General features: G+C 71.6%; 23 protein-coding genes. 6 read left to right on the top strand and 17 right to left on the bottom strand.

Features of this window, described 5'->3' with window-relative positions; genetic code table 11:
• Positions 1-15: 15 nt before the first annotated feature.
• Together ACQEV1_RS13465 and ACQEV1_RS13460 are read right to left on the bottom strand one after the other, a co-directional pair.
• The gene (locus ACQEV1_RS13465; RefSeq protein ID WP_433394064.1) at positions 16-1,449 is read right to left on the bottom strand and encodes a ricin-type beta-trefoil lectin domain protein; all 1,434 of its coding nucleotides are present in this window, start codon (positions 1,447-1,449) and stop codon (positions 16-18) included.
• 32 nt (positions 1,450-1,481) lie between these two features.
• Positions 1,482-3,368 (bottom strand): ricin-type beta-trefoil lectin domain protein, encoded by a 1,887-nt coding sequence (locus tag ACQEV1_RS13460; RefSeq protein WP_433394062.1) that lies wholly within the window; start codon positions 3,366-3,368, stop codon positions 1,482-1,484.
• Positions 3,369-3,874: 506 nt separating this feature from the next.
• On the opposite strand from ACQEV1_RS13460, the gene ACQEV1_RS13455 reads away from it, so the two are divergent.
• Positions 3,875-4,636, top strand: a complete 762-nt coding sequence (locus ACQEV1_RS13455) for a DeoR/GlpR family DNA-binding transcription regulator (protein WP_285570478.1) — start codon at positions 3,875-3,877, stop codon at positions 4,634-4,636.
• A gap of 54 nt (positions 4,637-4,690) precedes the next feature.
• Here ACQEV1_RS13455 and ptsP read toward each other — a convergent pair whose 3' ends face one another.
• From ptsP to ACQEV1_RS13415, 8 genes are all read right to left on the bottom strand, one after another.
• Positions 4,691-6,340, bottom strand: a complete 1,650-nt coding sequence (gene ptsP, locus ACQEV1_RS13450) for a phosphoenolpyruvate--protein phosphotransferase (protein ID WP_433394060.1) — start codon at positions 6,338-6,340, stop codon at positions 4,691-4,693.
• The gene (locus tag ACQEV1_RS13445; RefSeq protein ID WP_285570487.1) at positions 6,333-6,617 is read right to left on the bottom strand and encodes an HPr family phosphocarrier protein; all 285 of its coding nucleotides are present in this window, start codon (positions 6,615-6,617) and stop codon (positions 6,333-6,335) included. Before ACQEV1_RS13445 ends, ptsP begins: the two co-directional genes overlap by 8 nt.
• A 13-nt stretch (positions 6,618-6,630) precedes the next feature.
• A complete protein-coding gene (locus ACQEV1_RS13440) occupies positions 6,631-7,665 on the bottom strand; it encodes a zinc-dependent dehydrogenase (RefSeq protein ID WP_285570489.1) in 1,035 nt (344 codons plus the stop codon).
• A complete protein-coding gene (locus tag ACQEV1_RS13435; RefSeq protein ID WP_285570491.1) occupies positions 7,662-8,108 on the bottom strand; it encodes a PTS sugar transporter subunit IIA in 447 nt (148 codons plus the stop codon). Before ACQEV1_RS13435 ends, ACQEV1_RS13440 begins: the two co-directional genes overlap by 4 nt.
• Positions 8,101-8,400, bottom strand: a complete 300-nt coding sequence (locus tag ACQEV1_RS13430; protein WP_285618385.1) for a PTS lactose transporter subunit IIB — start codon at positions 8,398-8,400, stop codon at positions 8,101-8,103. The genes ACQEV1_RS13435 and ACQEV1_RS13430 overlap by 8 nt, the downstream gene beginning before the upstream one ends.
• Positions 8,401-8,407: 7 nt before the next feature.
• On the bottom strand, positions 8,408-9,580 hold the full coding sequence (mtlA, locus tag ACQEV1_RS13425) for a mannitol-specific PTS transporter subunit IIC (RefSeq protein WP_433394056.1): 1,173 nt from the start codon (positions 9,578-9,580) through the stop codon (positions 8,408-8,410).
• 29 nt (positions 9,581-9,609) lie between these two features.
• Complete coding sequence (gene pfkB / locus ACQEV1_RS13420) at positions 9,610-10,611, bottom strand: 1-phosphofructokinase (RefSeq protein ID WP_285618389.1); 1,002 nt, start codon at positions 10,609-10,611, stop codon at positions 9,610-9,612.
• A gap of 535 nt (positions 10,612-11,146) precedes the next feature.
• Positions 11,147-11,428: an FHA domain-containing protein gene (locus ACQEV1_RS13415; protein WP_285570498.1), complete on the bottom strand. Its 282-nt coding sequence runs from the start codon at positions 11,426-11,428 to the stop codon at positions 11,147-11,149.
• A 543-nt stretch (positions 11,429-11,971) separates the two neighbouring features.
• Here ACQEV1_RS13415 and ACQEV1_RS13410 point away from each other — a divergent pair.
• Positions 11,972-12,241, top strand: coding sequence for a hypothetical protein (locus ACQEV1_RS13410; protein ID WP_433394054.1), 270 nt, complete (start codon positions 11,972-11,974; stop codon positions 12,239-12,241).
• 15 nt (positions 12,242-12,256) lie between these two features.
• On the top strand, positions 12,257-14,824 hold the full coding sequence (gene lanKC / locus ACQEV1_RS13405) for a class III lanthionine synthetase LanKC (RefSeq protein WP_433394052.1): 2,568 nt from the start codon (positions 12,257-12,259) through the stop codon (positions 14,822-14,824).
• A 175-nt stretch (positions 14,825-14,999) separates the two neighbouring features.
• Here lanKC and ACQEV1_RS13400 read toward each other — a convergent pair whose 3' ends face one another.
• Complete coding sequence (locus ACQEV1_RS13400) at positions 15,000-16,742, bottom strand: pyruvate dehydrogenase (RefSeq protein ID WP_433394050.1); 1,743 nt, start codon at positions 16,740-16,742, stop codon at positions 15,000-15,002.
• 51 nt (positions 16,743-16,793) lie between these two features.
• The gene (locus ACQEV1_RS13395) at positions 16,794-18,770 is read right to left on the bottom strand and encodes a CHASE3 domain-containing protein (RefSeq protein WP_433394048.1); all 1,977 of its coding nucleotides are present in this window, start codon (positions 18,768-18,770) and stop codon (positions 16,794-16,796) included.
• An 82-nt stretch (positions 18,771-18,852) separates the two neighbouring features.
• Between ACQEV1_RS13395 and ACQEV1_RS13390 the strand changes: the two genes are divergently transcribed.
• On the top strand, positions 18,853-19,512 hold the full coding sequence (locus ACQEV1_RS13390; RefSeq protein WP_285570517.1) for a response regulator transcription factor: 660 nt from the start codon (positions 18,853-18,855) through the stop codon (positions 19,510-19,512).
• Positions 19,513-19,538: 26 nt separating this feature from the next.
• Here the strand turns inward: ACQEV1_RS13390 and ACQEV1_RS13385 are convergent, their stop codons facing one another.
• Positions 19,539-19,922 (bottom strand): response regulator, encoded by a 384-nt coding sequence (locus ACQEV1_RS13385; protein WP_285618395.1) that lies wholly within the window; start codon positions 19,920-19,922, stop codon positions 19,539-19,541.
• Positions 19,923-20,192: 270 nt separating this feature from the next.
• On the opposite strand from ACQEV1_RS13385, the gene ACQEV1_RS13380 reads away from it, so the two are divergent.
• Complete coding sequence (locus ACQEV1_RS13380) at positions 20,193-20,390, top strand: DUF5999 family protein (RefSeq protein ID WP_285618396.1); 198 nt, start codon at positions 20,193-20,195, stop codon at positions 20,388-20,390.
• 301 nt (positions 20,391-20,691) lie between these two features.
• Here the strand turns inward: ACQEV1_RS13380 and nudC are convergent, their stop codons facing one another.
• Entirely contained in the window at positions 20,692-21,585 is an 894-nt protein-coding gene (gene nudC / locus ACQEV1_RS13375; protein ID WP_433405889.1) for an NAD(+) diphosphatase, read from the bottom strand.
• Complete coding sequence (locus ACQEV1_RS13370) at positions 21,585-22,988, bottom strand: dipeptidase (protein WP_285618397.1); 1,404 nt, start codon at positions 22,986-22,988, stop codon at positions 21,585-21,587. The genes nudC and ACQEV1_RS13370 overlap by 1 nt, the downstream gene beginning before the upstream one ends.
• Before the next feature lie 46 nt (positions 22,989-23,034).
• Here ACQEV1_RS13370 and ACQEV1_RS13365 point away from each other — a divergent pair, with 46 nt between their 5' ends.
• Positions 23,035-23,304 carry a DUF4031 domain-containing protein gene (locus ACQEV1_RS13365; protein ID WP_285570531.1) on the top strand — a complete coding sequence of 90 codons (270 nt, stop codon included), beginning with the start codon at positions 23,035-23,037 and terminating at the stop codon, positions 23,302-23,304.
• On the opposite strand, the gene ACQEV1_RS13360 is transcribed toward ACQEV1_RS13365, so the two are convergent.
• A complete protein-coding gene (locus ACQEV1_RS13360) occupies positions 23,258-23,878 on the bottom strand; it encodes an HD domain-containing protein (protein WP_433394044.1) in 621 nt (206 codons plus the stop codon). The genes ACQEV1_RS13365 and ACQEV1_RS13360 overlap by 47 nt on opposite strands.
• On the bottom strand, positions 23,878-24,669 hold the full coding sequence (locus ACQEV1_RS13355; protein WP_433394042.1) for an ABC transporter ATP-binding protein: 792 nt from the start codon (positions 24,667-24,669) through the stop codon (positions 23,878-23,880). The genes ACQEV1_RS13360 and ACQEV1_RS13355 overlap by 1 nt, the downstream gene beginning before the upstream one ends.
• Positions 24,670-24,772: the final 103 nt, after the last annotated feature.

Raw genomic sequence — 24,772 nt, 5'->3', positions numbered from 1 at the left:
TCGGTCCGGAGGCCGTCAGGACGGCAGGGTCCACTGCTGGTTGGCGGCGCCGGTGCAGGTCCAGATCTGCAGCCGGGTGCCGTTGGCCGAGCTGGGGCCGGTGGCGTCCAGGCACTTGCCGGACGCGGAGTTGACGAGGGAGCCGTTCGCACCCTTGCTCCACTGCTGGGCGCCGGTGCCGTTGCAGTCGTACAGCTGGATCTGCGTGCCGTTCGCCGTACCGGCCGCGGTCACGTCCATGCACTTCCCCAGCGCCCGGACCGTGCCGTCCGAACCGACCGTCCAGCTCTGCGCGTTCGTCCCGTTGCAGTCATACAGCTGCACCGCCGTACCGTTCGCACTGCTCGCCGACGCGACGTCCACGCACTTGCCGCCGTACCCGGTGATCTGGCCGGTCGCGCCGGAGCCGCCGCCACTGGAGCCGCCGGTGAGGGCGTTGAACGTACGGGCGAACTGGTACGCGCTCTGCGGTGTGCCGCTGCACGAGTCGGACAGCTGGCCGTTGGTCGCGCACGCCTTGTCGCGGCCGAGGGCCCAGTACGCCAGCAGCTGGATGCCGTGGCTCGCCGCGAAGCTCTCCAGCGTCGAGGCGTTGCCGGTGGTGAAGACCTCGCTGGTCGTGTCGTTCACCCCGATCATCGGGGTGTTGCCCTCCATCGCCCAGAGCTGGTCGGAGGACTTGCCGGTCCAGATCTGCCCGAGTTGGGTGTGCAGGCCGGTGGCGGCGTTGACCGCGGCCTGGCCCATGTCCATGGCCGAGCCGTAGTCCATCGTCATGATGTTCACGACGCTGACGTCGACGCCGCGGCTCTTGGCGTTGTTCAGCAGGCTGATGGCGTTGGACTCCAGGCCGCTCGGGTCGACCGGCAGCGTGTAGTCCACGGCCAGGTGGCGGCCGGCCGAGGCGTACTGCTGCTGGAGCGCGGCGAGCGCCTGGTTCCGCCGGTCGTTGGCGGTGGTGTCGTTCAGCGCCGACCCCTCGATGTCCAGGTCGATACGGGTCAGGTTGAGAGTGTCGATCACCCGCTTGTACTGGGCCTGGAGCGTCGACACCGAGGTGCAGGCCTGGCCCAGCTCGGTGCCGGACGCGCCGCCGAAGGAGACGATGACGTCGCCGCCGGAGGCCCGCAGGTTGTTGATCGCGGTCTGCCAGCCGCTGCTGTCGATGGAGGTGTCACCGTTCCAGGTGGCGGTGCAGCCGCCTCCGCCGATGACGAAGGCGAGCGTGTAGTACTTCAGGCCGGTGGCGGCCTGCGCGTTGGCCATCGCCGAGGTCGAGCCCCACGTCTCGACGTACGGGGCGGCGTAGTGGGCGGGGAAGCCCGGCCCGGGGTTGACGGCGGCGTGCGCCGCCTGGCCGGTGCCGAACAGGACGCTCGCGGCGGCGAGCGGGACCGTGGCGAGTGCCGTAAGGCGTCGCCGGAGCAGGCTGAACCGAGGTCGTGGCATGACTTCTCCTGGCGGGGTCGTACGGGCGGGGGTTACGGAGTGGTCCACTGCTGGTTGGCGGCGCCGGTGCAGTCCCAGATCTGCAGGCGCGTGCCGTTGGCCGAGCTCGGCCCGGTGGCGTCCAGGCACCGGCCCGACGCGGAGTTGACGAGCGAGCCGTTCGATCCCTTGGTCCACTGCTGGGCGCCGGTGCCGTTGCAGTCGTACAGCTGGATCTGCGTGCCGTTCGCGGTGCCGGCCGAGGTCACGTCCATGCACTTGCCCAGCGCCCGGATCGTGCCGTCCGAACCGACCGTCCACTGCTGCGCGATCGTGCCGTTGCAGTCATACAGCTGCACCGCCGTACCGTTCGCGCTGCTGCCCGAGGCGACGTCGACGCACTTGCCGCCGTAGCCGGTGATCTGACCGGTGCCGCCGCTGCCACCGCTCTGCGTGCCGCTCCAGGTGAACGTCGCGGTGGTCTTGGCCGGCAGGGAGTAGGTGAACGACTCGCCGCCCCAGTTGACCTTGAGCGACTGCGCGGAGCCGCCGTCGTTGTAGGCGATCAGGGCCTTCGAGCCGTCCGGGTTGCGCCACGCGACGTTCGGCACGGTGGAGTTGGCGGTGGAGTCGATGCGGTACGCGCCGGGCTTGACGAACTTCGTCAGGTGGCCCATGTCGTAGTACTCGATCGTGTAGTCGACCTGGCCGCTGCGGCTGTCGCCGTTGTGCACGGTGATCAGCCCGGTGCACGTGCCGCAGCCGCCGTTGTGCGGGCCCATGTTCTGATCCACCGCGAGCGACCACTTCACGACGCTCTTCCCCCAGCCGCGGGTGTAGTCGACGATGTTGTGCATGTCCTCCTGCTGCTGGTTGGAGATCCAGGTGCCGCCGGAGTGCTCGGTGTCGTAGGCGTCCACGTTCGGGTACTGGTCGTGCACCGTGGTCTGCTCGCCGACGTCGCCGCCGTAGCCGTGCCAGGCGATGCCGCCGAAGTTCGGGTCGTTCCGGATCGTGGAGTCGTCGACCTGCGGCGCGCCGTAGTTCGCGTAGGTGTCCCAGTTCCAGTCCAGGGCGAGGACCTTGGTGGACAGGCCGGCGGCGTGGAAGGCCGGCAGCAGGTTCGTCTTGGTGAAGTAGTCCAGGCCGGAGCCGTTCCAGCTCATCGACGGGTAGCCGGCGCAGCACGTCGGCTCGTTCTGCGCGGAGACGAAGTCGATCGGCACGCCCTGCGCCTGGTAGGCCTGGATGTACTTGACGAAGTACTGGGCGTACGCGCCGTAGTACTGGCTCTCCAGCCAGCCGGGCTGGTTGAAGGTGTCGTTGTCCTTCATCCAGGCCGGGGCGCTCCACGGCGTCCCCATGACCTTGAGCGACGGGTTGAGCTGTTTCGCCTGCTTGGTGAGCGGCAGGACGTCGGCCAGGTCGTGGGAGATCGAGAAGTGGCTCAGGCTCGGGTCGGTCTGGCCGGCCGGCATGTCGTCGTAGGAGTAGTTCCCGCGCGCCAGGTCGGACGCCCCCATGGGGTTGCGGAGGAAGTCCAGGCCGATGCCGCTGTTCGGGTCGAACAGCTTCTGCATCACCTGGGTGCGCGTGGTCGAGCTCAGTGCCCCGCTGCTGTTCATGAGCCAGGCGGCCGTGTCGGTGAACGACGCGCCGGCGCCGGTGAACTGCTGGTAGCGGGTGTTCTCGTTGACGGTGATGTTCTGCGCGCCGCTGCCACCGGTCCCGAACGCGATCGGCGTCTGCTGCTGCAGACCGCGCGTGACGTGGCGGCCGGCGGAGTCGTCGGTGGTGGTCAGCCAGATGTTGACGGCCTCGCCCGCGGCGTGCGCGGGGGACAGACCGCCGGTGAGGAGCGCGGCCACGAGGGCGAGGAGAGCGGAGGACGCGAGCAGCCGTACGGGCCGGCGGCCGGCGTGGCGGAGGTCTCTGGTCATGAATCCTCCTACGTGGGAGGGAACGACCACCGGGCTGGGCCTTTGATGCCTCGCTTCGCTGGGGCACGGCGGGGCTCGGCTTCCCGGTGGTGATGGCGGAGGTGGCGCTGTGCCCGTGGCGGCGGGCAGGCGCTCTCGCAGAAGGCGGCACGGTGCCTGTGGCGGCAGGCGCGGGGCCGTCGTGGAAGGCGTCGGACGGGGACGCTCGCGGCGGGCCGCGCGCGTGCCGGGCGGTCGCGGCGGCGCGACCGAGCGGCCTTCGGTGCGACATGGCAGGCGTCCCTTCGGCGGACAGGATCGACGCGGCGTCCCCCGAAGCCGTATTAATTAAGAAACCTTCTTTTCAGTGGATCTGACGGTAACGGCGCGGTCAAACCGTGTCAACACTTCGTCAGGAGAACCGGCCGCGGGATGGCGCGGCCTGCGGGATCACGGCCGCCCTTGACCACCACAGAGCAGAGAGATAAACACAGACGAAACCAACTCCGAAACGGGGATCGGGCACCATGTACGCCGAGGAGAGGCAGCAGGAGATCCTGCAGCGCACGCGTGACGCCGGGCGGGTCGACGTCGTCACCCTCGCCGAGGACTTCGGCGTCACGATGGAGACGATCCGGCGTGACCTGACGGTGCTGGAGCGCGCGGGTACGCTGCGCCGCGTCCACGGCGGCGCCATCCCGGTGGAGCGGCTCGGCTTCGAGCCGGCCCTCGCGGCGCGCGACGCCGTGATGACCTCGGAGAAGGAGCGCATCGCCAAGGCGGCGCTGGCCGAGCTGCCCGCCGACGGGTCGATCATCATCGACGCCGGGTCGACGACCGGCCGGCTGGTGCAGGTCCTGCCGAGCGACCGGGAGCTGACGGTGATCGTCAACTCGCCGCCGCTCGCCACCATCCTGGCCACCCGCTCCAACCTCAGCGTGATCATGCTGGGCGGGCGGGTGCGCGGGCGTACTCTCGCGACCGTCGACGACTGGGCCATGCGGCCGCTGTCGCGCCTGCGGGTCGACGTCGCGTTCATGGCCACCAACGGAATCTCCGCCGAGGTCGGGCTGACCACCCCCGACCCGGCCGAGGCCGCCATCAAGCAGTCGATGATCGAGGCCGCGCAGCGCACCGTCCTGCTCGTCGACCACACCAAGGTGGGCAACGACTATCTCGCCAAGTTCGCGTCGCTGTCCGACATCAGCGTTTTGATCACCGACACCGGTCTGGACAGCGGCCTGGCCGCCGAGCTGGCCGCCGCCGGTCCCGAGGTCGTCCGCGTCTGAACGCCGGATGAGTGGCCCCCGCCGCGCGCGGGAGGCCACTCACGGCCGGAGCCGTCAGGTCGTCGTGAGGACGGCGGCGCGGGCCTCGGCGGCGTCGTCGGTCTCCAGCGCGCGGGCGGCGAGGCGCTCGCAGTCGGCGAGGGTGTGCTCGGCCAGGCTCGCGCGTACGGCCGGCAGGGCACGCGGGCTCATGGACAGCTTGGTGATGCCGAGCCCGGCCAGCACCGGCGCGAGCAGCGGGTCGGCGGCCGCCTCCCCGCACACCCCGACGGACCGGCCCGACGCCTTCCCGGCCGCCGCGCACCGTCCGATCAGGTCGAGCAGCGCGGGCTGCCACGGGTCGAGCAGGTCCGCCAGCCCGCCGGCCTGCCGGTCCGCCGCGAGCGTGTACTGGCTCAGGTCGTTCGTGCCGATGCTGAGGAAGTCCACGACGTCGAGGAACCGCGCCGCGCGCAGGGCCGCCGCCGGTACCTCGATCATCACGCCCGCCGTGGCCAGGCCGTGGTCGCGGGCCCGCGCGGCGAACTCCCCGGCCTCCGCCCGGGTCGAGACCATCGGCGCCATCACCCAGACGTCGGCCGCGGTCCGCTCCGCGGCGATCGCGATCGCCTCCAGCTGGGTGGCGAGGATCTCCGGGCGGTCCCGCGCCACGCGCAGGCCGCGTACGCCGAGCGCGGGGTTGGGCTCATCGGGCAGGCCGAGGAACGGCAGCGGCTTGTCCGCACCCGCGTCCAGGGTCCGTACGACGATCGTGCCGCGCTCGAAGAGGGCGAACGCCTCGGTGTAGGCGGCCACCTGTTCTTCGAGGTCGGGCGCGTCGTGGCGGTCCAGGAACAGGAACTCGGTGCGGAACAGCCCGACGCCCGCGACGTCGGTCAGGTCCACGCCCGCGAGGTCGGCGGCCGAGCCGATGTTGAGCATCAGGTCGACCGGATGCCCGTCCGCGGTCCGTCCCGGGCCCTTGCCGCCCGCGAGCCGGGCGCGCTCCGCCTCGGCTCGCTCGCGTACGCGGGCCGCCTCTTCCTCGGTGACGCCGGCGCACACCTGGCCGGTGGTGCCGTCCACCGTCACCGTCTCCCCGTCGGCGACGTCGAGCGCGCCGGCGCAGCCGACCACGGCGGGCAGGCCGAGCGAGCGCGCCAGGATCGCGGTGTGGCTGGTCGGGCCGCCGCGCTCGGTCACCAGCGCGAGCACGCTCCGGGGGTCGAGCGTCGCCGTGTCGGCGGGCGCGAGATCGTCGGCGACCAGCACGAACGGGTGCCCGGGCGACGGCACGCCGGGCATGGGTACGCCCAGCGCCGCGGCGATCGCGCGGTGGGCGATGTCGTCCAGGTCGGCGGCGCGCTCGGCGAGGTAGCCGCCGAGCCCTTCGAGGGTGCGGCGGTGCTCGTCGAAGGTCTCGCGCAGGGCATGCGGCGCGTCCGCGCCGTCCTTGACCCGGGCGGTCACGCCGTCCAGGAGGGTGGGATCGGCGGCGATCATCGCCTGGGCGTCGAGGACGTCGCGGGCCGCGCCGGTCGCCGCCGCGGCCCGCTCGCGCAGCCGGCTCTCGGCGGCTCGCAGCGCGCCGGCCGCGACGGCGACCTCCCGCTCGGGGTCGGCGACGGCGCGCCGCTCCGGCAGCGACGGCGGCGGGCTCATCCGGGCGACCGGCCCGGCCGCGAGGCCCGGACTGACGCCGATGCCCCGCAGCGTGTCAGGCATCGCTCGTTTCCTCCGCGTCCAGGTCGCGGGCGAGCAGGGCCGCCAGGGCGTCGAGCGCGTCGTCGGCGCCCGGCCCGTCGGCCTCCAGGGTGACCTCCGTGCCGTGCCCGGCGCCCAGTGACAGGACGGCGAGCATGCTGGCGGCCGGTACGGCCTTGCCCTCCCCGACCCGGATCCGCACCGGGACGCCCTGCTCGGAGGCGGCCTTGACGAACAGCGCCGCGGGCCGGGCGTGCAGGCCCGTACGGGACGCGATGACCACGGTTCGCATCGACATGTGTCAGCTCCCGTCAGGGTTCGATGGTGACCTTGATGGCGGTACCGCGGGCCACGATGTCGATGCCCTCGAGCACGTCCGCGAGCGGCAGGCGGTGGGTGATGAGATCGGCCACGGGGACCGCGCCGGAGGCGATCAGCTCCAGGGCGCGGGCGTTGTGCGCCGGGCTGGAACCGTTCGCGCCGACGATGGTCAGCTCCCGGTAGTGGACGAGGTTGGAGTCGCAGGCGATGACCGGGTTGTCCTTGGGCAGCCCGCCGAAGAAGCTGATCCGGCCCTGCCGTGCGGCCATCTGCAGCGCCTGCTCCTGCGCGGCGCCGGAGGCGGCGGCGGTGATGATGGCGTCGGCGCCCCGCCCGTCCGTCAGCTTCATGACCTGGTCGACCAGGTCGGTGCCGTGGAGCGCGGCGTCCGGCTTCACCCGGTCGGCGGACATGGCGAGCCGGTCGGGGTTGATGTCGGCGAGGAACACGCGGGCGGCGCCACGGGCGCGCGCCAGGCGTACGTGCAGGCAGCCGATCGGCCCGGCGCCCATGATCACGACGTCGTCGCCCTCGCCGATGCGCGCGAGCTCCTGGCCGTTGAGCACGCAGGCGAGCGGCTCGGCCACCGACGCCTCGTCGAACCCGATGCCCTCGGGCAGCCGGTTGAGCCCGTCGACGGCGAGCACCTTGGCCGGCACGATGGTGTACTCGGCGAACCCGCCGTCGTAGTGGTACCCCATCGACTCCTGGTTCGGGCACACGGTCATCCGGCCGCGGCGGCACTCCTCACAGGTGCCGTCCGGGATCGCCGCGATGACCTGCACCCGGTCGCCGGGCTGCCAGCCGGTCACGCCCTCGCCCAGCTCGACCACCTCGCCGGCGATCTCGTGGCCCATGACCCGCGGCGGCCGGATGTGGTGGTGGCCGAACTTGGAGATCTTCACGTCGGTGCCGCAGGTCGAGCAGTTGCGCACCCGGATCTTGACGTCTCCGGGTCCGGGTGACGGCTCTGGCGCGTCCTCGACGCGGATGTCTCCGGGTGAGTAGAAGCGGGCGACCTTCACGCTGGTTCCTCTTCTCCGGCCGGCTGCAGCAGCCGGACCACTTCGTCGATGTCGTCGGTCTCGCGGAGGGCGCGCGCCCGGTCCGGGTCGAGCAGGATCTGGGCCAGCTCGGACAGCAGGCGTACGTGGCCGTCGCCGCGCGCGGCGATGCCGATGCACAGCACCACCCGCTCGTCGCCCCAGGCGACGCCGTCGGGGAAGCGGACGAAGGAGACCGCGTCGTGCCGTACGGAGTCCTTGCCGTTCAGGGTGCCGTGCGGGATCGCGACGCCCTCGCCGACGTACGTCGACACGGACCGCTCGCGCTCGAGCATCGTGTCGACGTACGACGGCTCGACGGCGCCGGCCACGACGAGCGCCTCCCCGCACTGGCGGATGGCGTCGTCACGACCGGTCGCCGCCGCGTCGAGCCGCACGGCACGGCGGTCGAGCAGTTCAGGCACTGATCTCTCCGCCGTTCTTGATCGCGCTCACGAGCTTGGTCACCGCGGGGTCGCCGAGGAAGACCTGGAACTTCACGATCGGCTTGTCGCCGGCGCCCGCCGCCGCGCGGTCGGCGAGACCCTGGTGGCAGACGACGACGTCGGCGTCGTCGGGGATCGAGTTGACCGGCGTGTGCTCGACCGTGACCGAGTACTTCCTCAGCTCCTTGCGCAGCTGGCTGGCGAGCATGACGCTGCTGCCCATACCGGCGTCGCAGGCGACAATGATCTTGTGGACGTCTTTGCCGTTCATCGTTGGATCACGCTCCGTGGGGTGCGGTCTCGGGGGCCGGGGCCTCGTCGGTCTTCGTCTCGTCGGTCGTGGTCTCCGCCGCGGGCGTCTCGCCCGCCGCGGCGTCGGGCTCCGGTTCGGACTCATCGTCCCCGTTGAGACGGCCGAAGCCGAGCAGGACCGAGCCGACCGCGAAGGAGACCGCCGCGGCGATCAGGACGCCGAGGAAGACCCCGAAGTAACCGCCTCGAGGGGTCTCGGCGGCGTAGGCGAAGATGCTGCCCGGGGACGGGGTGGCGACCAGACCGGCGTTAGTGATCATGAATGTACCGATGCCCGCCGCGCCGCCGGCCATGGAGGCGAGGATCAGACGCGGCTTCATCAGGATGTACGGGAAGTAGATCTCGTGGATGCCGCCCAGGAACTGGATGACCATCGCGGCCGGCACGCTCGGGCGCAGGTTGCGGGGGCCGAACAGCAGGTAGGCGGCCAGCACACCCAGGCCGGGGCCGGGGTTGGACTCGATCATGAACATGATCGACTTGCCGTGCTTGGCCGCCTCGGCGACACCCAGCGGGCCGAGGACGCCGTGGTTGACGGCGTTGTTGAGGAACAGCACCTTAGCCGGCTCGACCAGCACCGAGGCGAGCGGCAGCAGGTGGTGGTGGATCAGCCATTCGACGCCGTTGCCCGCGACGTCGGTCACGTGCGTGACGATCGGCTTGATCCCCCAGTTGCCGAACACCGCCGCCGCACCGCCGATGATGCCGGCGGTGAAGTTGTCCACCAGCATCTCGAACCCGGGCTTGGTGCGATCCTGGATGTAGCCGTCGACGAGCTTGAGCACGTACGCGGTGAGCGGCCCCATGACCATCGCGCCGAGGAACATCGGAATGCCCGCGCCCACCACGACCCCGATGGTGGCGACCGCGCCGACCACGGCACCGCGCTGGCCGTGCACCATCCGGCCGCCGGTGTAGCCGATCAGCACGGGCAACAGCACGTTGATGGTCGGGTCGACCAGGGCGCCGAACTCCTTGTTGGGCAGCCAGCCCGTCGGGATGAACAACGCGGTGATCAGACCCCAGGCGATGAAGGCCCCGATGTTCGGCATCACCATGCCGGCGAGATGCCCGCCGAGTCTCTGGATCTGGGCCTTGGGCCCTTGCCCGGTGATCTGTGGTGTGTACGGAGTGGCCATGAAGGGCCTCCCTTAGGGGGTGGGGGAATCTAGGCGATGAGTGATCGGCCGAGGTCCGGCCGCGCATGGATACGAACGATGTCGCGCCGGATGTCCTCCGGCCGCGGCATGCGGCTGGCGGGCAGGCGCACCGCGGCGGCCCCCCACGCCAGCCCTTCGGCGAGTGCCGCGCTCCCCCGAGCGCCCGCGGCCAGGAACCCGGCGAGCAGGGCGTCTCCGGCCCCGACCGTGCTCCTCGCCGCGGCGACCGGCGCCTCGCCGATGGTGACTCCGTCGTCCTCGACCAGTACGGCGCCGTCCGCACCGAGGCTGGCGAGCACGCTGCCCGCCCCGCGTTCGCGCAGGGCCTGGGCCGCCTCGACCGCATCGCCGACGCTGTCGACCGGATGGCCGACGGCCTCGGCGAGCTCCTCCCGGTTGGGCTTGATCAGCACCGGGGAGGCCTCGACCGCGGCCAGCAGCGCCGGGCCGCTCGCGTCGACGGCGACCTGCACGCCCGCCTGCGTGAAGAACTCACACATCTGGGCGTAGATCCCCGCGGGTACACCCGGGGGCAGACTGCCGCACGTCACGACCCAGCTCGCCGACTCGGTGGCGGCGAGCACCGCGTCGGCGACCGCCCCGAGCTCGGAACCGGACAACGGCTCTCCGGGCTCGTTCAGCTTGGTGACCATGCCGTCGGGCTCGGCGATCGTCACGTTGGACCGGGTGCGCCCCGCGACGGGGACCGCCCGCAGCGGGATCCCGTCGGCCTCCAGGAGCCGTACGAGCTGCTCACCGTCGGCGCCGCCCACGGGCAACACCGCGACGGAGGGCACCTGGTTGGCGAGCAGGGCGCGCGAGACGTTCACCCCCTTGCCGCCGGGGTCGAGCCGGGCCGAGGTCGCCCGCGTCATCGTGCCGCGAACGAGCCGCTCCACCTCGATGGTCCGGTCCAGGCTGGGGTTGAGCGTCAACGTGACGATCATGCGGCGCTCACGCCGCGCCGCGTCGCCCGATGTCTTGCCGGGGCGCACATCGTGTTGCTTCACCGCCGTTTCTTTTTGGTTTCCCTTTGTTTACGCCCATATGAGCCCGTACGTCAATAGGAAACGCCCGTGACCACACAATCGGACATGACTCTCGGGCTTCCGGGGCGAAGCGGAAGCCGACCGGACGCCCCGACGGCCCCGGGGCGGGCGTGCCCAGCGGGCCAATGGTGGGGCGAGCCCACCGGACGACGGGGAGGGGACCAGGCCTGATGGACGCCCCGACCAGGCCAGGCGGATGGCCGGCCGAGCCGGGAGGAGCCCACCGGACGAGGTAGGCGAACCGACCAGACGAGGTGGACGAGCCGACCGAGACGGACCGACCACCGAACCAGGTAGGCGAACCGGCCAGACGAGGTGGACGAGCCCACCGAGACGGACCGACCACCGAACCAGGTAGGCGAACCGGCCAGGCCAGGTGGACGAGCCCACCGAGACACACCAGCCCACCGAACCAGGCGGGCGAACCGGCCCCGGCCGGGATCGGGGGCGGCTCGCCGGGATCGGGGCGGCCGGTCGCCGGGCGTGGCGAGGGCGTTCAGGGGAGGATCGGGACCACGACGAGAGTGGTACCGCCCAGACGAAGCCTGTCTCCCTTCGCCAGCGGGGCGGCCGTGCACAGCCGGCCGTTGACGCGCACCCCGCGCAGGGAGCCCATGTCCTCGACCTGCCAGCCGTCCCCCTCCGGGATGAGCAGGGCATGCAGCGGGCTGGCATCCGGGTCGTGCAGCACCAGGTCGCAGTCACGGCGGGTGCCGATGACGAAGCGGTCGTGGAAGACCGACGTCACCCCGGCCAGCTGTACGGCAATCGCGGGCATCGGCTCATCTTGCGGACCCCGCCGGACACCGTCAACACCGAACGACCGTCTCGTGCCGACCACGCCTCCGGAGCGCAGGGCCACCGGACGGAGATCAGCGGCAGAGCAGCACGTCACCGAACCGCACGGCCCCCTGACGCCAGGAGACGAACCCGTCCGAACCAAGAGACCCCTCCGACCCGGCTACGGCTGCGCAGATCAGCGGCGGAGCAGGCCACACAGCACGTCACCGGGCGACGCACCGGACCGTTCTCACCACGCCAGACGACGAAACCGTCCAGCCGAAGGCGAAGAGCACCTTTCGCCCGAATACATAGCCGGGTCATCACCGAGGCCCAGCCCCACCCGGACAACAGCACCCACCGCAGGCCCAGGCCGCCCACCTCACCGGTGGGGCCGCCGCCACGCTGTAGAAACGCCACGCCACAGACTCAACCCTGCTGAAAGACCGTGATTTGATCGCTCTTTTATCGCGATTTCATCGGTCGTCGTTAGAGTCTTCCATCAATTGCCAGCGTTACATCTTTTGACTCGGAGGCGTCATTGTTCGGTAAGATCGTCATCGCGGCCGCGATTTCCCTTCCCGCCGCCATCGGCCTCGGGTCCGCGTCCGCCGGGAGCGCGGCGGCTTCGACGGCCGACCCGTGCGGATACGTGCCCGGCGCGCCCGCGATCCACAACTGCTTCTCCTATAACAGCTGGCTGTATATTTACTATGCCAACGGCGACGCCACGAAGGTATGCATCCCGGCCAACACCGATTATCCCGTACCAGGCGATGCCCGAAGCCTGTCACTCGGAGAGCCCTGTTAGTCAAGGAGAACCCGAGTGCCCGCCAACAAGCAATTGCTGCAGCCGTTCTGCATCGCCGATCCCATATTTTTCGACAGCCCGGAGCGGATACCGGACGAGGCGGAGCGTTTTCCGGCCGCGCGGAGAGCCGCCCCACCGGGCTGGCACCGGCACGAGCGTGGAGCGTGGGTGTTCCTCCGCCCCGGCGACTCGACACTTCCCGCGCAGGGTTGGAAGATTCACGTCTCGGCCGTGCCGTCCGACGCGGCGAAGGTGTGCGAGATCGTCTGGGACTACTGCGTCGGCCGGCGGATCGCCGTCAAGTTCCTGCGCAGCGAAAAGGCCGTCCTGGCCGTGAACGACAAGTACGCGGACCGGAGCAGCAGTGGGAAGGCGGTCACGCTGTACCCGGCCGACGACACCGAACTGGCCGCGGTGCTCACCGAACTCTCCGAGCTGCTGGCGGGCTTCCCGGGCCCCTACATCCTGAGTGACCTGCGGTACGGGAACGGGCCGCTCTACGTCCGCTACGGCGGCTTCATCGAACGGACATGTCCCGGAGACGACGGCGAGCCGGTGCCCGCCCTGGAAGGACCTGACGGCCGGCTGGTTCCGGATGAGCGCGCGTCGGTCTTCACCGTGCCTGACTGGGTAGCGGTCCCCGAGGTGCTACGACCCCATGTGGCGGCCTGGCAGTCGGACGGTGACGAGGACTTCCCCTTCCACGTCGAAGCCGCGCTACACCACTCCAACGGCGGCGGGGTGTATCTGGCGCGCGACACGCGCAGCGGTGAGCAGGTGGTGCTGCGCGAAGCCCGACCGCACGCCGGCCTCGACCGGGACAGGGTGGACGCGGTGACCCGGCTCGCCGCGGAACGCGGGGCTCTGGAGCGGCTGGCCGGGCTGGACTGCGTGCCGCGCCTCCTGGAGCACCGGGTCGCCTGGGAGCACCACTTCCTGGTGGAGGAGTACATCGAGGGCACGACGCTCCTCGACGCCATCCTCGTCCGCTACCCCGTGACGAACCGAGAGCCGACCGCCCAGGCTCTGGCCGGCTACACGGATTGGGCGCTGGACGTCGCCGACCGGCTCGAGCGCGCGGTGGAGGCCGTGCACGGACGCGGAATCCGCATCGGCGACCTGCATCCGGGCAACGTGATGGTGCGTCCGGACGGGCGCGTCGCGTTGATCGACTTCGAGCTCGCCACGGAGCTCGAGGACGACCGGGCGCCTGCGCTCGCCGCGCCCGGGTTCACGGCGCCCGCCCACCTGTCGGGCGCCGCCGCGGACCGGTACCTCGTCGAGTGCATCCGGCTGTTCCTGTTCCTGCCCGTGTACCTGCGAGGGGAGCGGGCGCCCGGCAGGCCGGCCGTTCTCGTCGACGCCGTACAGCGGCACTTCCCCGTACCGCCGGACTTCGGCGGGCACCTGCTCCGCACACTCCAGCCGACCACGATCCAGGCCGATCCGGTCGTCTCCCTGCTCACGGCCGAAGAGCCGGACTGGCCGGCCCTCCGTGACTCGCTGGTGGCGGGCATCCACGCCAGCGCCACCCCGCACCGGGAGGACCGGCTGTTCCCCGGCAGCCCGGTGCAGTTCGAACACGGGGGCTACGCCTTCGCGTACGGCGCGGCGGGGGTCCTCTACGCCCTGGACCGAGTGGGCGCCGAGGTTCCCGACGAGTACGTGGACTGGCTGATCCAGGCGACCCGGCGGGCCCGGACACCGCAGCCCGGCCTGTTCGACGGGCTGCACGGTGTCGCCGCGACCCTCCACCTGCTCGGTCGCCGGGAGGCGGCACTCGACGTCCTCGACCGCGCCCGGGAGCTGAGCCGTGACATGCCCGCACCGGGCTTGCTCGGCGGCTGGGCCGGTATCGGCCTGAACCTGCTGCACTTCGCCCGGGTCACCGGCGACTCGGAGTTGCGCGCCGCCGCGGTGCGGATCGCCGACGAGCTGGCCGGGCCGGTGGCCGCCGACGCGAACGGCGGCCGGACTCGACGGCCGGGGAAGGCCGGGCTGCTGACCGGGATGACGGGTGCCGCGCTGCTCTTCCTGCATCTGCACGAAGACACCGCCGATCCCACCTACCTGGATCTGGCCCGGTCCGTCCTGCTCCAGGAGATGAGCCGTGGCGAGCACCTGGACGACGGCACCTTCCAGCTGGGCGAAGGCGGAGGCCGCTATCGCCTCTATCTCGGCAGTGGCAGCGGAGGACTCGCGCTGGTGCTCCAGGAGTACCTCAAGCGCCGCGACGATCCCGAGATGGCGGCCGTCATCACCCGGGTGCGCCGGGGATGCTGGGCGCCCTTCGTGGTCCAACCTGGCCTGTTCGACGGCCGGGCGGGACTTCTGGCGGTGCTCGCCCAGCTCGGCGCGCCGGAGGACCGGCCGGCCGTCGACGCGCACATCCGGCGGCTGGCCTGGCACGCGGAGCCCTACGAGGGTCACCTGGCCTTTCCCGGCGACAAGCTGCTGCGCCTCTCGATGGACCTGGCCACCGGTTCCGCGGGCATCCTGCTCGCCCTCAACGCTGCGCTCGAGGGGACCTCAACGGTTCTGCCCTACCTCGATCCGCAGTCGGCCATCGCCCACACGTCATGAAAAGGAGGTGAAGGAGATGTCTAAGATCCTCAAGATGCAGGGCATGACCAGCGAGAAGGCCGCAGCGGACTTCTGCGTGTGCGTTTGGACGATCGTGTCGTCCTGGGCATAGCCCGACCCGGGTTGTTCCCCGCCGCCCCGGCGGGGAACAACCCCGCGCCGTACGGCCGCGGTGTCAGGGGCGGGGGATGTTGCGGAGGTTGGAGCGGGCGAGCTGCAGCATGCGGCCGACGCCGCCGTTGATCACCATCTTGCTCGCCGACAGCGCGAACCCCGTCAGCTGCTCCCCCGTGATGTGCGGTGGGATGGACAGCGCGGCCGGGTCGGTGACGACGTCCACGAGCGCCGGTCCGTCGTGCCGGAACGCCTCCCGCAGGGCCTCGCGCACGTCGCGTGGGTCCTCCACGCGAAGCCCGTGCCCTCCGGCCGCGCGGGCGATCGCCGCGTAGTCGGTGGCCGGGTAGCTCGTCCCGTACGGCGGCACGCCCGCGACCATCATCTCCAGGTCGACCATTGCCAGCGAGGAGTTGTCGAACAGCACGATCTTGACGGGCAGGCTCTGGCCGACCACCGTCAGCAGTTCGCCCATGAGCATCGACAGGCCACCGTCCCCCGACATCGCGACGACCTGCCGTCCCGGCGCGGCGCGTTGCGCGCCGATCGCCTGCGGCAGGGCGTTGGCCATCGAACCGTGGCTGAACGAGCCGATGACGCGCCGGCGGCCGTTCGGGGACAGGTAGCGCGCGGCCCACACGTTGCACATGCCCGTGTCCACGGTGAACACCGCGTCGTCGGCCGCCTCCTCGTCCAGCACCGACGCGACGTACTCCGGATGGATCGGAACGTGCCGTTCGACACCCCGCGTGTAGGCGGCGACGGCGCCCTCCAGGGCCTCCGCGTGCCGCTTCAGCATGCGGTCGAGGAAACGGCGGTCGGGTTTCTCGCGCACGAGGGGAAGCACGGCCCGCAGCGTCTCGCGGGCGTCGCCCCACACCGCCAGGTCCAGCCGGCACCGGCGGCCGAGGTGCTCGGGCCGCACGTCGACCTGGGCGATCCGCACGTCGTCGGGCAGGAACTTGTTGTACGGGAAGTCCGTGCCGAGCATGAGCAGCACGTCGGCCTCGTGCATCGCCTCGTACGCCGCGCCGTAGCCGAGCAGGCCGGACATGCCCACGTCGAACGGATTGTCGTACTGGATCCACTCCTTGCCGCGCAGCGCGTGGGCGACCGGTGCCTTGAGGCGTTCGGCCAGTGCCATCACCTCGTCGTGCGCCCCCGCCGTACCGCTGCCGCAGAACAGCGTGACCCGTCCGGCGTCGTCGATCATCCGGGTGAGTTCGGCGATCTTCTCGTCGGCCGGGCGGATCGCCGGGCGGTGGGTGACGAGGGAGAGCTGGGCGGCTCCCGCCGGGGCGTCCATCCCCGCGACGTCACCGGGCAGGCACACCACCGAGACGCCCGACCGCCCCACCGCGTGCTGGATCGCGGTCTGCAGGACGCGCGGCATCTGCCCGGGACTGGAGATCAGCTCGGAGTAGTGGCTGCACTCGGCGAACAGCCGGTCGGGGTGGGTCTCCTGGAAGTATCCGGTGCCGATCTCGCTGCCCGGGATGTGGGCGGCGATCGCCACCACCGGCGCCATGCTGCGGTGCGCGTCGTACAGGCCGTTGATCAGGTGCAGGTTGCCGGGCCCGGCGCTGCCGGCGCACGCCGCGAGACGGCCGGTGATCTGGGCCTCCGCGCCCGCGGCGAAGGCGCCGGCCTCCTCGTGCCGTACCTGGACCCAGTCGATGCCGGGCGTACGGCGGATGGCGTCGGTGACCGGGTTGAGGCTGTCGCCGACGATGCCGTACACGCGCTCGACCCCGGCGCGCACGAGGATGACGGCGACCTGATCGCCAATGCTCTGCCTGGCCATTCGTGAGTCCCCCTGCTCGGCGGCGGCCGCACCGACCTCATACCCGGGCGGTCACGGTCCGTATCGGGACGAACGGGCCGGCCAGAGGGGGATCCGGATGTTGAGCGTGGTGCCCGTGCCGCCCGGCCTCTCGCTCTCGATCGTGCCGCCGAGCGCCTCGACGCGGTCCTTCAGCCCGATGAGGCCCGAACCGCCGAGACCGGGGGTGGCTCCGCCGATCCCGTCGTCCTCCACGCCCAGGCTGATCGCGTCGTCGACGACGTCGAGCCGGACCCGTACGAGGGACACGGACGCGTGCTCGGTCGCGTTCGTCACCGCCTCCGCGACGATGTAGTAGACGGCCACCTCGACCTGATCGTCGAGGCGGCGGTCGAGGTTCAGCTCCAGCTCCACCGGCACCCCGGCCCGGCGGGCGAGGGCCTTGATGGCGGGGTGCAGGCCGCCCTTGGACAGGATCGCCGGGTGCAGGCCGCGGGAGATCTCCTGCAGATCCTCCAGCACGCCGGACAACCCCTCGACGGTCGTGGAGAGCCGCTCGCGCAGCACGTTCTCACCGTCGGGTACGGCCGTCTCCGCCGTCCGCAGTTCCAGCCCCAGGGACACCAGCCGCTGCTGGGCGCCGTCGTGCAGGTCGCGCTCGATCCGGCGGCGGGTCTCGTCGGAGGCGGCCACCAGCCGGGCACGGGCGGCGGTGAGCTTGGCGCGGCTCTCGGCGTTGACGATCGCGGTGCCGACCAGCTCGGTGTACTCGATCATGCGCGCCTCGACGCCCTCGGGCTGGGGTTCCTCCGCCGTGGTGAAGGCGATCATCACGCCCCACAGGCGGCCCTCGACCACGACGGGGCAGCCGGCCCCGGACCTGACCCCACGCGTCCGCGCCCAGACGCCGATGCCGCTGGTGGCACGCTGGTAGTCGGTCAGGCGGGCCGGGCGGCCGGTCCGCCGCACCGATGACTCCAGGCTCCGGCCCTCCAGCGACCAGCTCGAACCGACCTGCGGTGCGGCCTCGGCACGCTCCTCCGACTTCCAGGAACCGACCACCGTCGCCATCCGGTCGGGCTCGAAGCGGCTGATCACGACGAAGTCCGCGCCCAGGATGCGGCCCAGCTCGGCGGCGACCGTCTCGAACACCTCGTACGGGGAGGCCGCCCGCGCCACGAGTGTGGCCACGCGGCGCAGCGCCGCCTGCTCCTCGGCGATCCGGCGGAGCCTGCGGTGGCTCGTCTCCAGCGAGCGCGCCATCGTGTTGAACGCGCGCTCGAGCAGGCCGATCTCGCCCAGCGAGGTCTCGGGCATGCGGACGCCCAGCTCTCCGCGGGCCAGGTCGGCCGCCATGATCGACGCGCGGCGCACCGGCCGTACGAGGGCGCGCGTCAGGTAGGCGGTGAAGAGGAGGACCAGCGCGATCGAGCTCACCGCCGCCGCGCCCGCCATGGCCATGGCACGTCGCGACGCCTTCATCGAACGCTGTTCGTAACGGGTGGCGAGCGAGCGCTGGACGGTCACGAATCGGTCGAAGTCGGAGCGCAGGGCGGCGACCCGCCGTTGCCCCTCCGCGACCGCCGGGGCGGGGCGCAGGCCCGGCTGCCGCCCCTCCTGGATCGCGGTCACGAGCGGGACCGAGAAGTCCTCGAGGTAGGACGTCGCGGCGCGCACGATCGCGTCGGCGCGTCCGGCCTGGCCGGCGTCGACCGTGGCGGCCAGGCGCCGGAACTCCGCCGCCTGGGCGGGAAGGGCGGCGCGGGCGGCCGTCCAGGGCTTCAGGAAGACCTCGTCGCGGGTGATCTGATAGCCACGCGCGCCGGACTGCAGCTCCACGACGAGCCGGTCGAGGCGGTCCGAGGCGGCGAGCACCTCCTCGGACCGGCCCGACAGCGTCGCCGCGTGGCGTAGCCCGACGATCGCCCCGGCGAGGATCACGAACGTCACGGCCATCAGCAACGCGAACAGCGTGGTCGCGATGATCATCCGCCGGCTCAGGCCCCGTGGAGTGACGACCCTCGACGGCGGGAACGCCCATCCGGTCACTGCTCATCCTCTCGACCAGCGAATACTGGCCGATAATGAGATTAGGGTTGGTGTGGAATCACTCTACGTGCGGAGGAGAGTGATGGTCGAACGTAAGGCGCGGATCGCCCTGGCCGAGGACGACGTACTGCTCCGCGCGGGACTCGCGAGTCTCCTCGAACGGTCGGGGTTCGAGATCGTCGCGCAGGCGGGCGACGGCGAGGAGCTCATCGCCGCCGTGCGCGAACACCGGCCCGACGTCGCCATCGTCGACATTCGCATGCCTCCGGCGTATGAGACCGAGGGGCTGGACGCCGCCCAGGTGATCCGCCGGGAGTTCCCCGCGATCGGGATCCTCCTGCTGTCGGCGCACGTCGAGGTCGACCAGGCGACGGAGCTGCTCGCCGCCGGGCAGCGGGTCGGCTACCTGCTGAAAAGCCGGGTCACGGAGGTCCGTGAGTTCATCGAGACGGTCGAGCGGATCGCCCAGGGCGGCTCCGTGGTGGACCCGGGGCTGGTCCAGGAGCTCCTCACCGCCCGCCACAAGGACGACCCTTTGGAGGGCCTGACCGAACGCGAGCGGGAAGTGCTCGCTCTGATGGCCGAGGGCCGTTCGAACGCCGGCATCGCCAACCGCCTGTGGATCACCGAGGGCACGGTGGAGAAGCACGTGCGCAGCATCCTGGCGCGGATGCAGCTGCCGGAGACCGAAGACGATCACAGACGGGTGCTCGCCGTGATCACCTTCCTGGACAACCGCTGATCGACACGCTCCGTGACGCGTTTCGGCTAGGAATCGGTGGGGGCCCGGTCGATCTCGCCGATCAGCTTGCGGATCGCCGGGCCGGACAGCTCCGACTTGGGCAGGAAGCCGAGGGCCGCACTGCCGGCGACGATGTCCGCGAAGTCGTCCGCCGGATAGGTGGAGATCAGGATCACGATCGGCTTGGCGGGCGATTCGTCGATGAGCAGGCCGGCGAGCTCGACGCCGCACTCCTCACCGAGGCAGACGTCGACGAGGGCCACGCTGGGACGGAGTTCGCCGATCTTCTCGAGCGCCTCCTGGCCGTCTGACGCGACGCCGACGACGTCGATGCCGTCACGCTCGAGAACGCCGCGGGCGGTCTCGAGGAAACGGTCGTTGTCGTCAACGATCAGACAGCGCATGTCCATGGCCCCAGTCTGGCGAATCACTGGTCGAATACGCATTGCCGCTAACCGGAATATAGGTCCTCCCACTGCCCGGACGCCACTGTCCGGCCCGTGAAAGCCCAGGTCGGACGGGTGTCCAGCCGCGCCGGGACGGCCGTATACCGGCTAGCAGGGGGGTGGGCACTGGCGCTGGCAGGACAGGCGAATGGTGGCTGGCCGCGCAGACACGACGCGCCGTAGGCGCGATTGTGGAGGCATAACCCCAACCGAGCCGTGAGAGGAGAGGACGTCATGTGCCAGCACTGGCCGCAGTGCCCCGAAGCGACTGCCGAGGACCACACCGCCGCACGCGTCATCTCCGCGCATCCGGAGCAGGGCTGGAGTCTGCTCTGCAACGGTGTCGTGGTCTTCGACGACACCGGCGAGCTGTCCCCGGACGGGCACACCGTGTCGCCCCACCGGGCGCGTCCGCTGACGCTCGCCGCCTGAGACCCAACAGCCACAGAACGAGCCCACAGAACGAGCAAAGGACCGACCCATGCGCCGCATCCGCACCCAGGTCAGACGGCCGCGCGGCACCACGCTCCCCGAGCTCGACCTTCGCGCCCCGTCCGGTCGCCCGCTCCCCTACTGAGCGGCCGGCCCCCGACCGAGCCCCTGCACCCCCGCCCGACGGCCGTCCCCAAGGCCGAACGGCCCGCCGTACGGTCTGGCGACGCCGGCCCCTGTCGACCAGGCCGTACGGCCGGCTCTCCCTCCCCCACCCCGCGCGGCGGCGGCAGGTTGCCCGTCAGGAGTCATCGGGCAACTCGCCGCCGTACCAGCGCTCGATGAGCTGCCGGGCGATCGAGATCCGGCCCGGCAGCCCCAGCCGCCCCGACTCGGTGGCGGCTCGCAGCTCTGACCGGGTGAACCAGCGGGCGCTCTTGATCTCCTCGCCGTCCACGCGCAGGTCCTGACCGTCGTACGCGCGGGCGAAGAACCCCAGCATGAGGCTGCGAGGCAGGGGCCACGGCTGGCTCCCGAGGTAGCGGCAGTCGTGCACCGCGATCCCCACCTCCTCGCGGACCTCACGTGCCACGGCCTGCTCCAGCGACTCTCCCGGCTCGACGAACCCGGCCAGGACCGACATCCGTTGCGCCGGCCACTTGTGGCTGCTCGCCAGCAGCATCCGCTCGTCGTCGTGGACCAGCATGATCACGGCCGGGTCCGTACGGGGGAAGTGCTCCGAGCCGTCCACCGTGCAGACCCGGGTGTGCCCCGCGGACGCCGGCTCCGTGAGCGCGCCGCAGCGCGGGCAGTGCGTGTGGGTCTCGTGCCAGTTCTGCAGGGCGACGGCCTGGGTGAGCAGGCCGGCGTCGCGGTCGCTGAGCCGCGCGCCGACCGCGCGCAGGCCGGCCGGCTCGGTGCCCTCGATCGCGGGCAGCGGGGCCGACACCGCGAAGTAGGCCGTCTCGTCGCCGTCGACGCCCAGCAGGTAGCGCTCGCCCTCGGGCGCCTGCTCCGGCGGGAGGAACACCAGCGCGGGCTCGGGCCGTACGAGCGTCTTGCCCCGCTCGACCACCATCACCCGGCTGCGGGGATCCGCCCACGTCCTGGCGAGCCAGGCGTCGTCACGACGGCGCTCGGCGACGCGGTCGAGCGCGCCGCGGGCGAGCGCCAGCCACCCCAGCGTCCCCTCGATCACGAGCCCTCCTGGCCGCGGGCGAACTCGTCCCAGAGGTAGGCGGCGGCCTCCGCGCCCTTGAGCAGCAAGGGCTTTTCCACCTTCTCGTTGGGCGCGTGGATCTGGTCCTCGTCCAGGCCGACCGCGATGAACACCAGCGGCGCCTCCAGGATGTCGGCGAGGTCGGCCTCGGGGCCGCTGCCGCCTTCCCGGGTGAACAGGACCTCCGTGCCGAACGCGCGCTCCATCGCCCGCCGAGCCGCCCGCACGCCCACGGAGTCGATCGGCGAGAAGCACGGGCGCACGCCGCTGCTGGGGAACCTCACGCGCGCCTCGACGCCGGGCGGGGTGTGCTCGTCGACATAGGCCGCGAACGCCTCCTGCACCGCCCGCGGGTCCTGCCCCGCGACCAGCCGGAACGACACCTTGGCGTGCGCCTCACGCGGCACGATCGTCTTGCCGCCCGGCCCGGTGTGGCCGCCCCACATGCCGTTGACCTCGGCGGTGGGCCGCGCCCAGACGCGCTCCAGCGTGGTGAAGCCCTCCTCGCCGAAGGCCGCCCGGCTGCCGCCGGCCGTCTCCAGCCACGCGGCCTCGTCGAACGGCAGCCGCGCGAACAGCTCCCGTTCTTCGTCCGTGAGCTCGACGACGCCGTCGTAGAAGCCCTTGAGCGTGACGCGGTTCTGCTCGTCGTGCAGGCCCGCGAGCAGCGACGCCATCGCGTGCAGCGGGTTGGGCACCGCCCCGCCGAACGAACCGGAGTGCAGGTCGATGGACGGCCCGTGCAGCGAGACCTCCGCCTCGGTGAGGCCCCGCATGCCGGTGCACAGGGACGGCACGTCGGCGGCCCACATGGTCGTGTCGCTGATCACGATGGCGTCGCAGGCGAGCCGGTCGCGGCGGTCGCGCAGGAGCTGGGGGAAGTGCGGCGAGCCGGACTCCTCCTCGCCCTCGACCAGCATCTTGATCGTGACCGGGGGCGCGGTGGCGCCGCTCGCGGCCAGGTTCGCCTTCAGCCCGAGCGTGTGGAAGAACACCTGCCCCTTGTCGTCGGACGCGCCGCGGCCGATGATCCGATCGCCCCGCTCGATCGGGTCGAACGGCGCGGTCTCCCACTCGTCCAGCGGCTCGACCGGCTGCACGTCGTGGTGGCCGTACACGACGACGGTGGGCGCGTCCGGGTCGGCGGCGGGCCACTCGGCGAACACGGCCGGCAGGCCGGGGGCGTCCTGGGTGCCGGTCTCCCAGATCTCCACGAGAGGGAACCCGGTCTCGCGCAGGTGCGCCTGGAGCCATTCCGCGGAGCGGCGTACGTCACCGCGGCGCGCGGGGTCACCGGAGATCGACGGGATGGCGAGCCAGTCCTTCAGCGCCGTGAAGAAACCGCTCGCGTTGGCCTCGATGTACTCGCGTACGTCCATTTAACCGCTTCCTTGCAGGTGCGACGTCTTCTGGCACTCTAATGCCGTGACCGTCTTCATCGACCGCCCCCTGTGGCCCGCCCGCGGGCGGTTGTGGTCCCACATGGTCAGCGACACGTCGTTCGCCGAACTGCACGAGTTCGCCGCGCGGCTCGGGATGCCACCCCGCGCCTTCGAGCGCGACCACTACGACGTGCCCGCCGACCTGTACGAACCGGCGCTGCGGCTGGGCGCGGAGCCGATCGGGTCGCAGGAGCTGGTGGCCCGGCTCATCCGGGCGGGGTTGCGCCGCCGGAAGTACTCCCCAGGAGCATGAGCTCGGTCTCGACGTTGTGCCGTGCGGCGGCGTCCCAGCGCTCGCGCGCGGGCGCGGTGCGGTACAGCGCGGGCAGGGCGAGCAGGGCGCGCAGGATCTCCGCGCGGCCGGCGCGGAACGCCTCGTCCGGCACCGCGGCGTACTCCTCGCGGACGGCGGCGGCGTACGCCGCGTAGCGGTCCGGCGGCGCGGCGAGGACGGCCAGGTCGGCGTCGCACAGCACCGCGCCGTCGCGGTCGCCCTCCGCCGGGTCGTGGGTCGCGGTGAGCCGGACGAGACGGGCGACCTCGGCGACCGTCGCGGCGGGCAGGTCGGTGTCGGCGAGCATCCGCTCGGCCAGTACGGCGCTGCGCTCCTCGTTGTCGCCGCGCATCGGGTCGTACACCGCGTCGTGGAACCAGGCCGCCAGGCGCACCGTGTCGGCGTCGGCGGCCTCGCCGGCCAGTTCGTCGACGTGGTCGAGCACCTCGGCGAGGTGCTCGGTGGTGTGGTAGCGGCGGTGCGGCTCCGCGTAGCGCCGCAGCAGCTCGGCGCCGAGCGCCTCCGGGCCCGGCCAGCGCCGCAGCAGGTCCATCAGGAGGCGCGGGCGGTCCAGCGCCCGCCGGTCCGCTCGATGGTGATCGGATGGTCGAAGCAGGCGCTGATCAGCCCGGTGGTCAGCACGTCGTCGGCGGCGCCGGAGGCGAGCACCCGGCCCTGCCGGAGCAGGATCGCGTGGGTGGTGCTGGCCGGCAGCTCCTCCAGGTGATGGGTGACCAGCACGGTGGTCAGCGACGGCTGGGCGCGGCGGAGCTGGTCGATCGAGCTGAGCAGCCATTCGCGGGCCGCGACGTCGAGCCCGGTGGCCGGCTCGTCGAGCAGGAGCAGCCGGGGGCGCGGCATGAGCGCGCGGGCGATCAGCGCCCGGCCGCGCTCGCCGTGCGACAGCGTCGGCCAGCGGGCGTCGCGGTGGGAGTCGAGCCCGAGCAGCTCGATCAGCTCCTCGGCGCGGTCGAGGTCCTCCGGCTCGGGCTTCCAGTGCGGGACCAGCTCGATGCTGCCGGTCATCCCGGTGAGCACGATCTCGTGCACCGTGCGGGCGGACCGCAGCGGGTGGTGCGGGTTGACGTGCCCGATGTGGGCGCGCAACTCGCGTACGTCCACCCGGCCGAGCCGCCGGCCGAGCACGTCGACCGACCCGCTCGTCGGATGCTGGTACGCGCCGAGCAGGCTGAGCAGCGTGGACTTGCCGGCGCCGTTGGCGCCGAGGAGGGCCCAGTGCTCCCCCTCTCGCACGGTCAGGGAGACCTCGTCGAGCAGGGCCCGGCGGTCCCGTACGAACCGGACGTCGTCGGTCTGCAGCACGGTCGGTTTGTCAGCGCTCATCGCCTGGCAGGTTATCCGAGACACGCGCGGCCTCCGTTGTTGCGTACCGCCGTGGGCGCGCGCCACTATGGTCACCCTGAGCTTAGGTAAGCCTTACCTCACT

The organism is Actinoallomurus sp. CA-142502 (assembly GCF_050936355.1).
Taxonomy (GTDB): Bacteria; Actinomycetota; Actinomycetes; order Streptosporangiales; family Streptosporangiaceae; genus Actinoallomurus; species Actinoallomurus iriomotensis.
This window is presented reverse-complemented; position numbering and strand designations above follow the sequence as displayed.

Excerpts from the sequence above, each read along its gene's own strand:
- ACQEV1_RS13465 (WP_433394064.1), bottom strand. The coding sequence starts at position 1,449 with ATGCCACGACCTCGGTTCAGCCTGCTCCGGCGACGCCTTACGGCACTC.
- ACQEV1_RS13460 (WP_433394062.1), bottom strand. The coding sequence starts at position 3,368 with ATGACCAGAGACCTCCGCCACGCCGGCCGCCGGCCCGTACGGCTGCTC.
- ACQEV1_RS13455 (WP_285570478.1), top strand. The coding sequence starts at position 3,875 with ATGTACGCCGAGGAGAGGCAGCAGGAGATCCTGCAGCGCACGCGTGAC.
- ptsP (WP_433394060.1), bottom strand. The coding sequence starts at position 6,340 with ATGCCTGACACGCTGCGGGGCATCGGCGTCAGTCCGGGCCTCGCGGCC.
- ACQEV1_RS13445 (WP_285570487.1), bottom strand. The coding sequence starts at position 6,617 with ATGTCGATGCGAACCGTGGTCATCGCGTCCCGTACGGGCCTGCACGCC.
- ACQEV1_RS13430 (WP_285618385.1), bottom strand. The coding sequence starts at position 8,400 with ATGAACGGCAAAGACGTCCACAAGATCATTGTCGCCTGCGACGCCGGT.
- mtlA (WP_433394056.1), bottom strand. The coding sequence starts at position 9,580 with ATGGCCACTCCGTACACACCACAGATCACCGGGCAAGGGCCCAAGGCC.
- ACQEV1_RS13415 (WP_285570498.1), bottom strand. The coding sequence starts at position 11,428 with ATGCCCGCGATTGCCGTACAGCTGGCCGGGGTGACGTCGGTCTTCCAC.
- ACQEV1_RS13400 (WP_433394050.1), bottom strand. The coding sequence starts at position 16,742 with ATGGCCAGGCAGAGCATTGGCGATCAGGTCGCCGTCATCCTCGTGCGC.
- ACQEV1_RS13390 (WP_285570517.1), top strand. The coding sequence starts at position 18,853 with ATGGTCGAACGTAAGGCGCGGATCGCCCTGGCCGAGGACGACGTACTG.
- ACQEV1_RS13385 (WP_285618395.1), bottom strand. The coding sequence starts at position 19,922 with ATGGACATGCGCTGTCTGATCGTTGACGACAACGACCGTTTCCTCGAG.
- ACQEV1_RS13380 (WP_285618396.1), top strand. The coding sequence starts at position 20,193 with ATGTGCCAGCACTGGCCGCAGTGCCCCGAAGCGACTGCCGAGGACCAC.
- ACQEV1_RS13370 (WP_285618397.1), bottom strand. The coding sequence starts at position 22,988 with ATGGACGTACGCGAGTACATCGAGGCCAACGCGAGCGGTTTCTTCACG.
- ACQEV1_RS13360 (WP_433394044.1), bottom strand. The coding sequence starts at position 23,878 with ATGGACCTGCTGCGGCGCTGGCCGGGCCCGGAGGCGCTCGGCGCCGAG.
- ACQEV1_RS13355 (WP_433394042.1), bottom strand. The coding sequence starts at position 24,669 with ATGAGCGCTGACAAACCGACCGTGCTGCAGACCGACGACGTCCGGTTC.